The sequence below is a fragment of the Desulfoluna sp. genome (assembly GCF_030145185.1).
Classification (GTDB): Bacteria; Desulfobacterota; Desulfobacteria; order Desulfobacterales; family Desulfolunaceae; genus Desulfoluna.
Window position 1 is genome coordinate 1 of sequence record NZ_JAQYWB010000036.1, and the last position, 12,621, is coordinate 12,621.

Annotated in this window: 10 protein-coding genes; 4 read left to right on the plus strand and 6 right to left on the minus strand. The window is 55.9% G+C overall.

Going from position 1 to position 12,621, the window contains the following annotated elements:
* Positions 1–283: 283 nt before the first annotated feature.
* From metG to lptD, 6 genes are all read right to left on the minus strand, one after another.
* Entirely contained in the window at positions 284–2,212 is a 1,929-nt protein-coding gene (metG, locus tag Q1Q75_RS12710) for a methionine--tRNA ligase (RefSeq protein WP_300671141.1), read from the minus strand.
* 81 nt (positions 2,213–2,293) lie between these two features.
* On the minus strand, positions 2,294–3,103 hold the full coding sequence (locus Q1Q75_RS12715; protein WP_300671144.1) for a stage 0 sporulation family protein: 810 nt from the start codon (positions 3,101–3,103) through the stop codon (positions 2,294–2,296).
* A 144-nt stretch (positions 3,104–3,247) separates the two neighbouring features.
* Positions 3,248–4,264 carry a DNA polymerase III subunit delta' gene (holB, locus tag Q1Q75_RS12720; RefSeq protein ID WP_300671147.1) on the minus strand — a complete coding sequence of 339 codons (1,017 nt, stop codon included), beginning with the start codon at positions 4,262–4,264 and terminating at the stop codon, positions 3,248–3,250.
* 207 nt (positions 4,265–4,471) lie between these two features.
* Positions 4,472–4,747: an HU family DNA-binding protein gene (locus Q1Q75_RS12725; RefSeq protein WP_092211940.1), complete on the minus strand. Its 276-nt coding sequence runs from the start codon at positions 4,745–4,747 to the stop codon at positions 4,472–4,474.
* A 205-nt stretch (positions 4,748–4,952) separates the two neighbouring features.
* Complete coding sequence (locus Q1Q75_RS12730; protein ID WP_300671160.1) at positions 4,953–5,471, minus strand: transcription termination/antitermination protein NusG; 519 nt, start codon at positions 5,469–5,471, stop codon at positions 4,953–4,955.
* 50 nt (positions 5,472–5,521) lie between these two features.
* Entirely contained in the window at positions 5,522–7,792 is a 2,271-nt protein-coding gene (gene lptD, locus Q1Q75_RS12735) for an LPS assembly protein LptD (protein WP_300671163.1), read from the minus strand.
* A gap of 419 nt (positions 7,793–8,211) precedes the next feature.
* On the opposite strand from lptD, the gene tmk reads away from it, so the two are divergent.
* The 4 genes from tmk (at position 8,212) to Q1Q75_RS12755 (ending at position 12,543) form a co-directional block, all read left to right on the plus strand.
* A complete protein-coding gene (tmk, locus tag Q1Q75_RS12740) occupies positions 8,212–8,856 on the plus strand; it encodes a dTMP kinase (RefSeq protein ID WP_300671166.1) in 645 nt (214 codons plus the stop codon).
* A gap of 13 nt (positions 8,857–8,869) precedes the next feature.
* Positions 8,870–11,167 carry a cysteine synthase gene (locus Q1Q75_RS12745; RefSeq protein WP_300671169.1) on the plus strand — a complete coding sequence of 766 codons (2,298 nt, stop codon included), beginning with the start codon at positions 8,870–8,872 and terminating at the stop codon, positions 11,165–11,167.
* Positions 11,168–11,260: 93 nt separating this feature from the next.
* Positions 11,261–12,181 carry a hypothetical protein gene (locus Q1Q75_RS12750; protein ID WP_300671171.1) on the plus strand — a complete coding sequence of 307 codons (921 nt, stop codon included), beginning with the start codon at positions 11,261–11,263 and terminating at the stop codon, positions 12,179–12,181.
* Positions 12,182–12,354: 173 nt separating this feature from the next.
* Positions 12,355–12,543, plus strand: coding sequence for a ferredoxin (locus tag Q1Q75_RS12755; RefSeq protein ID WP_300671173.1), 189 nt, complete (start codon positions 12,355–12,357; stop codon positions 12,541–12,543).
* Positions 12,544–12,621 lie beyond the last annotated feature (78 nt).

A 12,621-nucleotide genomic window follows, 5' to 3' on the forward strand; every position in this document is an offset into this window, starting at 1 on the left:
CACCCTTTTTAAGGGTATGGGTTCGGTCACTTTTTTTTTGGCGCTGCTTTAAGCTGTGCTGATAAGCTCGCCAGTCCTGTTTTTGCTGTCGCATAGATCTCGTCGGAGGTGTCGTGATGTTCACAGCATTCGGCCCCGGGGGGCGAACGCGACGTCCATGATGAGACCCGGTCAGGGGGATGATATGGGGTCTGCCTGCCGGGTTGCCACTCGCCCGAGGGGTCTCCCTCGGGTGAGGTGGCGCAAGTGGGTCATCCTTTCTTCCACAAAAGGGGCGGAAAGGTTATTTGACGGGTGTTCCCGGCTTCAATCCGTCCACGGCAAAGGTGGCCAGGGTGGCATTTTTACGCTTGGTGGCGGCAAGGAGCATGCCCTGGGATTCCACGCCCATGAGGGAGGCCGGGGCGAGGTTGGCCACCACCACCACCTGGGCACCCTTGAGCTCTTCCGGGGTGTAGCTTTTCGCAATGCCGGCGACGATGGTTCGAGGGGTCCCTTCACCCAGATCGACGGTGACCTTGAGAAGTTTGTTGGCCTTGGCAATGGGTTCCGCATCCAGAACCGTGCCCACACGCAGGTCCAGGTTCTGGAAGTCGTCAAAGCTGATTTCAGGCTTTAAGGGGGTCGACAGCTCTTTTTTGACGGGCGCGGCCTTCTCCTTTGTGGCTTCGAGGGCTTTCAGATCGATGCGGGGGAAGAGGGCCTTGACCTTGGTAATGCTTCCGCCTGCCGGAAGGGCGCCCCATTGATTAAAAGAGGAAAGAACCATGGGGGTTTCAGCCATCCCCAGATGCTCAAGCATGATTTTCGCAGTGCCCGGCATGACGGGAGAGATCAGGCCTGCCACCACACGGAGGCCTTCCAGGAGGTTGTACATCACCGTTTTGAGTCGAGGCGTCAGGGCCTCGTCTTTGGCGAGATCCCAAGGGGCGGTTTCGTCCACATATTTGTTCATGCGGCTGATAAATCCCCAGACCCCTTTCAGGGCTCGATCAAAGGCGAAGAGGGGCATCTCGGTGCTGAAGATGTCTAAGGCTGTCGTCGCGTCGCCGGCCAGGGAGAGCTCCTCCATGAGGGTGGCGTCGGGCTCGGGGACCACCCCGTTGAAATACTTAAAACTCATGGCGATCACGCGAGAAAAGAGGTTTCCCAGGTCGTTGGCCAGATCGTAGTTGATGCGTTTGACGATGGACTCTTCGGAAAAATTGGAGTCGTGGCCGAAAGACATGTCGCGCATCAGGAAGAAACGGTAGGCGTCTACCCCGTACTTGTCCAGAAGGGCTTCGGGGCTGGCGACGTTGCCCAGGCTCTTGGACATTTTTGCGTCCCCCATGTTCCAGAAACCGTGGACATTAAGGGTGTTGTAGATCGGGATACCTGCGGCTTTCAGCATGGTGGGCCAGTAAATACCGTGGGTCTTGAGGATGTCTTTGGCGACAATGTGCTGGACCTTGGGCCAGAAGGTGGTGAATTTTTCATCGTCGGGGTAACCGAGGGCCGAGACGTAGTTCAGCAGCGCGTCAAACCAGACATAGGTGACGTAGTTGTCATCAAAGGGCAGGGTGATGCCCCAGGTGAGACGGGTCTTGGGGCGTGAGATGCAGAGATCTTCCAGGGGCTCCTTTAAAAAGGAGAGCATCTCGTTCCGGTACTGCTTGGGCCGAATAAAATCGGGGTTGGCCTCAATGTGGTCGATGAGCCACTGCTGGTATTTGCTCATGCGAAAGAAGTAGTTGGACTCCTTGATCCGCTTGGGCTCTTTTTTATGGTCCGGGCATTTGCCGTCCACCAGCTCACGTTCCAGATAAAACCGCTCGCATCCCACACAGTAAAGCCCTTCATACTCTGAGTAGTAGATGTCGCCGTTGTCGTAGATTTTCTGGAGGATGTCGGCCACGACCTTTTTGTGACTTTCGTCGGTGGTGCGGATAAAATGGTCGTTGGCGATGGAAAGTTTGGGCCAGAGGTTTTTAAAGAGAGCGCTGATTTCATCGGCGTACTCTTTGGGGCTGCATGCGTTGGCCTCAGCGGCTTCAGCAATTTTGTCTCCATGCTCATCCGTGCCGGTAAGGAAGTAGGTCGGTGCGCCGAGCATTTTATAGAATCGGCTCACAACATCGGCTGCGATGGTCGTGTAGGCATGACCCAGATGGGGCTTGGCGTTTACATAGTAAATGGGCGTCGTAATATAAAAAGGATCAGTCTGATTCATGGATCTCATCTCTTTGCTTCTCTGGTGGTGTCATTTCTGACCGGTCAGGGGTGTCTTCTCGTATCGACGTAACGGCGATCGTTACCCTTTGGGTTTCTCCTGCTGAACGTCGGCCACGTCGGCTTCGTGTTCGCCTCCCTCATCGAGTCTCACGGTGAGGCGACTGCAGATGACGTTATGACGGATTACTTTTCCGCGGCCTTTTTCCGTCATCACGAATTTGCCCACCTTGGGATAGCGCTCTTTGAGTTTCTTGTACGTGCCGTCTTCAAAGGTCAGGCAGCACATGAGTCGCCCGCACAGTCCGGATATTTTGGTGGGGTTCAGGGAGAGTCCCTGCTCCTTGGCCATTTTAATGGAGACGGGCTCGAATTTTTCAATGAAAGAGGAACAGCAGATTTCGCGGCCGCACCGTCCCAGTCCCCCGCACATCTTCGCCTGGTTGCGGATGCCCACCTGACGCATTTCAATGCGGAGGCGGAACTGGCGGACGAGAATCTTCACAAGCTCACGGAAGTCCACACGGCCGTCGGCGGTGAAGAAAAAGGTGAGCTTGCTGGCGTCAAAGGTGCTTTCCACGGCAAAGAGATTCATCTCGAGTTTTAATTTTTCAACCTCAACCTGGCAGAAATCGTGGGCTTCGGTTTCGAGAAGAATGTTCTTCTTTCTTTGCACCACATCGTCGTCTGTGGCCAGGCGAAACACCTTTTTCAAGGGGCTGCTGGACTCTTTTTTGTCCAGGGGTTCCGGTGGGGTGGCAACCACCCCGAATCCGAGCCCCTGCTCGGTGGTGACGATCACCTTGTCTCCCACATTGAGGACATAGGGACCACTGTTGAAATCGTATATTTTTCCGGCGGGTTTAAACCGAATGCCGACTACTTTTTCCATAGCGTTGTGCCACACTGCTTGGGTGTAAAGGGGTTGCTTGTCACGGGTGTCTATACGCGAAAGCACCAATGCCCCTTTGTCTTGGATAGACCCTTTAAGGGGTCTGCCGTAAGATAAGGAGCACGACAAAGGGAAGCCGCAGGATCAGCTCTGCATCAGCTTTAACGCCATAACCTCCAAGGTATGCCGGAGGACGGTGTTTCCCTCAAGGCGTACAAGGGTGTCACGAACCGTTTCGGCCATAGCTGCGAGGCGTGGCAAGGTAAACCGGGCCGCATCGGCTTCCAGCTGCGGCATGAGATCGTGGTTTACCACACATTTCGGATCTATCCGACAGACCATCAGGTCGTGAAGGTAGTGCCCGATAAGGGAGAGGGACCGGAGGGCCTTCTCCTTATCCCGCCCCAGCACTTCAGCGAAGGCCAGGGCGTGTGAAAGATCGCCCCTTCCCGGCAGGGGAAGGGCCGTAAAGATCCAGTTACGCTGTGCAAACCAGGCGTCCACGCCGCCCTTGCCGGAGACCATCTCGCGCGCGGTGGCGAAGCTGCCCTGACAGAGGGCGGCTACGGCCTCGGCTTGTGGCTTCTGCAGGTTGGCTTCTGTCATCAGGCCGCGTATGACCGTCTCTTGGGCGAGGGGCCGGAATCGGATGACCTGACAGCGTGAAAGCACCGTGGGCAGAAGCTCTGAGGGCTGATGTGAGGTCAGGATAAAAAACGTTCCGGCCGGGGGTTCTTCAAGAACCTTTAAAAGGGCGTTTGCTGCCTCGCGGTTCATGCGGCCTGCGTCTTTGATCAGGATGACTCGATGGGTCGCCTCCAGTGGTTTTGCAAGCAGAGTATTGCATAGATCACGGATCTGCGCAATCTTGATATGACTGCCTTCCGGCTCGATAACACGGATGTCCGGGTGGGTTCCGGCGTCGATTTTTCGGCAGCTCCGGCAGGAGCCGCAGCGATGGAAGAAAAAGGGGGTAGGGCAGGGCTCCGGCGGCGCCGGGGGGATCTGGCAGTTAAGGATCTGTGCAAGAATCAGTGCCGCTTCGGCTTTTCCTGTCCCGGCGGGACCGGTAAAGCACAGGGCGTGGGGGAGGGTTTTGTGCTGTGCCATGGACAGGAGGATGGAGAGGCTTTCGTCCTGTTCTCGAAAATGCTCAAGCATAGATGTTGCCACCTGTGTGGATGATGACGCGAGGTGTCCAGAGTGGGGAACGCCTTTTTTTAAAAAAAATGGCACGTGACTCGGGACGGTTTATAAGGGTACTGACCCTTGGTCTGCCGCCCCGGCAGTGCCTTGATTGTCCCGACTGGTTGTCAGGGACACCGCTGACCCTTTGGAGGTGAACGGTGTCTTACCCGTTGGAAGGCGTTAGTAGTCGACGCGTTCCTTGAGTTCTTTGCCGCACTTGAAGAAAGGCAACTTCTTGGGGCTGATAAGAACCTTGTCACCGGTTTTTGGGTTTCTGCCGGTGTAACTCTTGTACTCTTTAACGTAAAATGAACAGAGGCCGCGAATTTCCACGCGGTCACCTCGTGTGAGGGCATCGGTCATTGAGTCGAAAAAGATTTGAACAACCTCCGCAGCTTCCGCTTTGGAGATATTGGCTTCGTTTTTCAGTGTGGAGATCAGCTCCAGCTTATTCATACATCCTCCTTAGAATACTAAGACTTATCTTTCAAACTTGACGCCTGCAAGGCGTTTCATCGCTCTTAAATAGATGTAAATCCATAGCAAGTCAAGGGGTTATGATGAAGTTTTGGTGGGATTGCGTAAAAAAGTGAAATCTCAGCCCATCGTAAACCGATCCGCGTGCCGAAATGTTTCAGACCTTAGCCCTGTGAATTTCGATTTATGGGATACTTTCGATGTCCGATTCGGAGACGTGGACCGCAGCCGATTGGCCCAGGATATCGATGTTAACGATGACCCTTCCCTGGCCGAGGGCTTGGGTGAAAATGCCGGTAATTCCCTCAAATGGCCCTCGGATGACGAGGACCCGTTCGCCTTTGGTAAAGGCGACAGAGGTCATAATCTCCTCACCCGTCGTGACCATGATCCGAAGGGAGTCGAGGGCCTCTTCGGGGATAGGCACAGGGCCTTGGGCGCTTCCCAGGACCCGGACCACGCCCAGGGTTTTTAAGATGGAGATGTGATTTTCCGGTGTCAGGCCGGCTTTGACAAAAACATATCCGGGGAAGAAGGGAACATCGAGGACCACCCGACGGTCTTTTCTCCGGCTTTGTTTTTTCATTTTGGGAAGAAAGGTCTCAAAAGATTTTTTTGTCAGGTTGTCGAAAACCACATTTTCAAATCGACTTCGCGTGTGAAGTGCATACCATGAGCTTTCAGTCGGGGTGATAATGGTCATGCGAAGATCCTTAAAAGGGGTCACTTAGATTAGGGCCTCAACCCTTCATTTTAGTCTGGCTTGTAGCTGCTGTCAAAGCCGCCAAGTCCTGTGAGTTCGACACCAACGGTGATTTTTGTATCGTCGGTGGACTCTTCAAATCGGGTGAAAAGGGACCAGCAGGAGGCTTTGTAGGTGAGACCGACGGCTTTGATGATGTCTTCGTTTTCCAGAAGGTCACGTTCATATTCGAGATTGAGGTCAACGCTTTGCCCCAGCCCCAGGTCCAGCTTCGTCACCACGCTCTCGGACGATTCGTAGCTGGCGGCCGCTGCCATGCCGAGATGCTGATGGATGCTCTCCAAGGGGTCCCGTTTCTTTCGATGGCTGACCGTGAATCGGTTTCCCGGGATGCTGCCGATAACAAGGGAGGTGTTCTGCGTCAGAATCTCGGATTCATACCAGCTCCAAGTCCCGTCGAGTGTAAACGCCAGCTGGCTGGCCGGGTGAAAGGCCAGCTCTGCATAGAAGGGCCGGAAGGGCTGTTTCGTGAGTCCGTTGCGCCAGTCGGCCTGCTGGGTCTCCCGATCCTCCTGGATGTCCCAGGTCTGGGAGAGGGTCCCTGTCAGGACGTCCCGGTAGACAGGGAGGTTTTCCGTCTCTTTTTTTGAGGTCAGAAAGGAGTTCAACTTCAGGGTCAGCTGGTTTTTGCCGTCCAGGTCGTCCACGGTGTCAAAGGTCGGGTAGAGGGTGTCGTTCAAGTGTTCCTGCCAGGCATAGGTAAGGGTGGGCTTGATTCGGTGGCGCACCTTGTCGGCCCAACCGGACTCCGTTTCGAAAATACGATAAAACTCTGTGGAGATGTCCGTGGTGAATTCGGGGACGGCCGTTGAGTTCGTACCGGAAAGGGGGGTGGCGTCATTTAAGGTGTTGATGTCCCACCAGAGGCCACGGAGCCCGACGTTCGGGTCGACGGAGAAGGCACCGACGGTGAAGGGCATGTAAACTTTGGGCAGGATGTAGGTGCGTTCGCCGTCATAGAGAGTGCTTGTGAGGTCCTGGCGATAAAAGCTGGCGGCTCCTCCTTCCATGGCAAACTGCAGGGGTGTTTTTCCGAGGGTGCTTCGGGATTGGCTGACCGTCAGGGTGGGGAGCTGCTGGAGCGTGGTGTCGTTGGTATCCTGGGAACGGGCCACGACGTTATCATTCCAGATGCCAGACATGCTGGCGGTGAAGGCGTGGGTGCTTTTGACCACAGAAACCTTGTTGGTTCGCACCGTGTCGGTCCGGTCTTCGATGGTTCGTCCCATGAACTCTTCCATGCCGCTCTGGGTGTCGGTGAATCCACCGGGGCCCTCTTTGAACTCTCTCAGGTAATCCTGGTCGCTCACCCAGTCTATATCGAGTTTGGCGGAGAAGCCACCGGGCAGCTTTTGATCGGCCTTGGCGCGAAACCAATATCGGTCGGTGTTGGTGCGGTTCGGGGTGCCGCTGTATCCGAAATCGGAGTTTTCGCTGGTGCCGTCGTCAATTTGCCGGTCATTGAATCCTTCGGCAAAAAAGAGCCCCTTGGAGAGGGGGCTGGCCATGTAACGGAACTCGGCCCCCGCTTTGGTGCCCCGCTTGTCCATATAGTGGGTATAGACGGTGGCGTCCATGCTGTCTCCCAAGGTGATGAACAGGGGCTGGATGGCTTCGAACCCTTTGCGTGAGGAGTAGCTGAGGATGGGGGCGAGCAGGCCTGTCTGGCGTTTGATTTTTACGGGAAACAGGAGAAAGGGGGTGTAGACCACCGGAACCCCGCCGGTCTCCAGCATCACGTGCCGTGCCGTGCCGTAGCCTTCGATGGTGAGATCGAACTTGCGTCCGGTGATGGCCCAGGCGGGGTCCTCGCCGTCGCAGGTCGTGATGCGGACCCGATCGGCGGTGTAGCGGTTTTCGCCTCGTTTTTCGAGTGTTTCACCCCGGATCCAGAGGTTGCGGCTTTTGATAAAGACGGTTCCGTTGGTGATGGTGCCTTCCTGGCTGTCCATGGTGTAGGAGACGGAGTCTGCGGAGATCTCTTCATCCTCAGAGAGAAGATTTACATGGCCGGTTGCTTCGGCGGTCCCCTGCTCCAGGTGGTAGGTAACATGATCGGCGTGCAGGGTGACGGCGCCGTCCGTGATCACCACGTTGCCCTCTGCGATGTAGACCCCTTTGGCCGAATCATGGGCCAGGCTGTCTGCAGTGATGTTGACTGGGGCGCTGCCCGGCGTCGGGAGGGCGGCGATGGCGACAGCGGGAAAGAGCGAAAGAAGGCAGAGCAGAAGGAGCCCTGTGAATCTGTACGAAAAGACCATGATGGGACGTGCCTGTGTCGTCTGTCACCCCACGAGTGGGGGGAGGTTGAGCTCTCCGGCCGCTGGGCCTCTGCTGTCTTGCCTGCCACCTGGGGTGGCCGGAGGAGACGAGGCATCGGAGAACGGGTGCGGCTTTGATTTTGATTTTTGCCCGACCATCACGTATGATGCCGACCACAGGTCGAAAGGCCGGGAACCGTTGGGCCTCTTATTGAGGAAACCTCATCGGTACCCGTTCTGACCGGGTCCGGCCCCTGCGGCCATGTGCGCATGTGTGTTTGCAGGGCCGGTGTTGAGCGATGCCACCAAGTTTTAAACCCTGAATGCCTTGAAAAGTCAAGTTGAACATGGGTCGCGTGGGTGGTCAGGAACCGTCGTGCGTGAATACGCAGCCATCGAAAACGAGTTAAGGAAAGATTATGCTGATTACCCTTGAGGGGATCGAGGGCTCTGGAAAGAGCACTCAGATGAAACGGATAACGGCCCATTTGGAAAAAAAAGGGAAGCGGTGTGTCATCACCCGGGAGCCCGGAGACACGCCGATCGGGAAAAAGATCAGGGCGATACTTCTGGATCCGGAGAGCTGCGGGCTCACCTCCCTGGCGGAACTCTTTCTTTATGCCGCCGACCGTGCCCAGCACCTGGGGGAGCGGGTGCTTCCCTGTCTGGCGGCCGGAGATGTGGTGGTGAGCGATCGGTTCTTTGATGCGACCACCGCGTATCAGGGGTATGCCCGGGGGTTGGATCTTGAGGTGATTGAAACGATCCATACCCTGGTGCTCAAGGGGCTTCGGCCTGATTTGACCCTGCTTCTGGATCTGCCTCCCGAGGTGGGCTTAAAACGGGCCATCTCTGCCCTTGAGGCCGGAGATCGCACCGTGGATGAATCCCGTTTTGAGCAGGAGGCCCTGGCCTTCCACGAGAAGGTGAGAAAGGGCTATCTGACCCTTGCCGACCGGGAGCCGGAACGGTTTGAGGTGATTGACGCCACCCTCTCTGCCGATGAGGTGACGGAAGAAATTTTACGGGCTATCGACGACCGATTGGCCCGGATCAATGGATGAAAAGAGTCATAGAATGAAGACCCATACGATATTGGACGCCATCGGCAACACCCCCCTTGTGGAGGTGACGCGATTGAACCCGAACCCCCAGGTGCGTATTTTTGCCAAGTTGGAGTATGTGAACCCAGGTGGCTCGATTAAAGACCGGGCTGCTCTTTCCATGATCGAGTATGGGGAAAAAAATGGAGAGTTGACCCAGGACAAGACGGTCATTGAGGCCACCAGCGGAAACACCGGGATCGGTCTGGCCCTGGTATGCTCGGTGAAGGGCTATCGCCTTAAGCTTGCCATGAGCGACGCGGTGAGCGAAGAGCGTCAGAAAATTTTGCGGGCCCGGGGGGCTGAAATTGTCCTCACCCCCGGTCACCTCGGCACCGATGGGGCCATTGAAGAGGTGACCCGGTTGGTGGCGGAGCATCCCGACATGTATTACCGCAGCAACCAGTACAGCTCTCCGGCCAACTGGATGGCCCATTACAACGGGACGGCAACAGAAATTTGGGATCAATGCGACGGCCAGGTGGATTGTGTGGTGGCCTCCATGGGGACCACGGGGACGTTGATGGGGCTCTCCCGCCGAATGAAGGAGTATCGTGATGAGATCCGCATTGTTGGGGTCGAACCGTATCTAGGACACGGTATTCAAGGCCTTAAGAACATGAAAGAAGCCCATGAACCTGCGATCTATGAGCGTCGCCGCCTGGATGCCAAGGTCAACGTAGAAGATGACGAAGCCTTTGAGATGACCCGCAGGCTGGCCTCGGACGAGGGGCTTTTTGTGGGGATGAGCAGCGGGGCGGCCATGGTCGCTGCGGTGAAGGAGGCTGAAACCATGGACACGGGAACCGTGGTGGTGATTCTGCCTGATGGCGGGGAACGCTATCTCTCTACCCATCTCTTCTCGGTCAAGGACAAGCCCGGTCCGATGCTTTACAACACCCGCACGGGGCGTCGTGAGATGTTTGCCCCGAAGGAGCCGGGGGTGGTCACCCTGTACACCTGCGGCCCCACCGTCCATCAGCGCATGGACCTTTCCCTGATGCGCCGGTTTCTCTTTTCAGATCTGCTGAGCCGTTACTTGAGCTTTCGCGGGTTTTCCGTCCGGCACATCATTAATATTACCGATCTTGATGATAAGACCATTGCCGGAGCCGCAGAGAAAGGGGTTCCTCTGGCTGAGTTTACCGCGCACTGGATCGATCTTTTTCACAGAGATCTTGCCGCGCTTGCCATCAAGTCCCCCGAAGCCTGCCCTAAGGTCAGCGAGCATGTGGATAAGATGGTTGCCGTGACCGAGGAGCTGTTGAAAAAAGGGGTCGCTTACGAGAAATTACGCTCTGTTTATTTCGATATCTCCCGTGTGGCTCAGTATGGGGCCATGTCCGGGGTGGATCTCGAAAAGATCCGTCTTGGCGCCACCGTGGACCTGGACGAATACGAAAAAGAAAATCCTCGGGATTTCACATTGTTTAAGCGAACCCGCAGTCAGGAACGGGAGATGGGGGTGAGCATCGCCACGCGCTGGGGGCGAGTCCGTCCCTCACTTCATGTGCAGTGTGCGGCCATCTCCATGGCCTTTCTGGGGGCCGGTTTTGATATTCATACCAGCAGCCGGGAGCTCTTGTTTCCCCACCATGAAAACGAAGAGGCCATTGCCCGTGCCCTGAGCGGTGGCCCTCTGGCGCGTTTCTGGCTCCATTGCGATCGGGTCCTGGCCCATGGACGGAAATTGGACAGCACCGGATCGCGTATCACCTTAGAGGAGATCGAGGCCCTGGGGTTTGATGGCCGGGTTCTGCGGTACTGGCTTCTTTCAGGCCATTATCGAAAACCGCTTAATTATTCTCCCAAACGTCTGGAGGAGGCCGCCAAGGCCCTGTCGAAAATCGACGCATGCATGAAAGCCCTGGTGATGCGAGAGGAGGGGCTCCCTTATGCCGATATAGATCAGGTGGTCTACGATATTCGGAAGGGCCTCATCGACGCCATGGATGACGATCTCAACCTTTCCCGTACCCTGGCCGTCATTTTCCGGGCGATTCGGCGTATTAATGCCCTGATGGGTGAGGGCTGGATTGATCCCGACGGGGCACGGGAACTGCTTAAAATTTTTAGAGACGTGGATCAGGTGCTGGGGATTTTCCATTTCTCAGAAAAGGACATTCATCCTTCTGGCGGGGTGGAGGCTCTCCTTGCCGAGAGAGCTGCGGCCAGAAAAAGGGGCGAGTGGGAGAGGGCCGACGCCCTCCGGGTTCGCCTTGAGGCGCTGGGCGTCAGTGTTCACGATGCCCGCGCGGTACGGAACCCATGAGGAATCAGGAGGGACCCCCTCCTTTTTTTGCAGCCCCAGGGCAGACGACAACCCTTCGGAAAACACACCTTACTATATGACAGGGAGCTCTCAATGCGCGTAAGATTTTTTCCCCATACCCATGTTTCCGATGCCACCTCCGATGTGTTAAGGCGCCTGTTTGATGAGGTGGCCGTCATCGTACCCTCTAACGAGGATCCGGTCCCCGAGGGGCTGACGGCCCTGGTGCCGACCCCGGACGAAACGGAAAAGTTCAAAGGGCTGCTCGCCGTCTGGAGGCAGTTCGGCGGGCTGCATCAGGAGGCGCTGGTCACCTACGCCCTGGGGCGGGGACGCCGGGTTGAGCCTCTCGATGACCTGCTCACCTCTCAAATTAAAAGCGAGCTGCAACGTCAGGTCAAAGGGGGGGCGAAGGTGGATCCAGAGGCAGATCCCCTCACGGTTGCCCGGGCCCTGTTGAGCCTTGCCGCTGAATACGATCTGCGTCACCGGGAACTTAACCTCGACCTGGCGCGGATTGACAAGAAGCAGCAGGATTTGTTGGGTGACTTGAAAGGCGAGGTGCCCGATTTCCCCGAACAGGCCGTGCTGGGGGACGAGGGCGGGGATGTGAGGATGCTCAAACGCCTTTCCGCCTGGGCCACTCTGTTTGTGGGGGAGGCGGCGGCCTGCCCGGACTGTGTTTTTGTGACGGAGAGCCGGGAGGCCCTTGAGCTGGTGGAAGAGTATGGGGCTCCCCTTGAGGAGCTTGGACGCTTCCGGGGCGAGCAGCTGGGGAGCGGCTTTCTGGAGAATATTCTAGGAGGTGATGGGGTGGCTCAAAGGGGCACCGTTGCGCCTGATGGAACCGTTACGGTCAGGATATTTATCACTCGTCGTGAACACCCGTATAATGTCTTTAACAAGTTTATTTCCGGGACAAATGTTTTCTCTGCGAATTATACCGCTCAACCCTCTGAGATTAATGGTAATGTTTTATTTTTATTGTTGGAGGGAATTACACCGAGGCAGTGATGTGCGGAGGGGTTTTTCATCGCGAAGCTTTTTTTAAAAACCATGTTGACAGCCCCTGAAAAATATATAATGAATATACCTGACTTCGACAGGACAGATTATTTTTAGGCGTTTTCACGCCTGATTTAGTTTGGGTGAGAATATAACTGAATATTTTTTAAGGAGGCTTTAAGATGGGTTTCGAACCTAAAGTAGATGTTGCCAAGTGTACCGGTTGCGAAGAATGTGTAGACGTATGCCCCACCGAGGTATTTGAGATGAAGGACGGCAAGTCCAACCCTGCAAATGCTGAAGAGTGCCTTGGCTGCGAAAGCTGCGTTGAAGTTTGCGAATCTGATGCGATTACAGTTGAAGAAAACTAGCTGACGCTTTCTTCATGAATCCCCGACGTACATCGATGCGATCGGGGATTTTTTTGCCCGCCTCATTCAGACTCACCT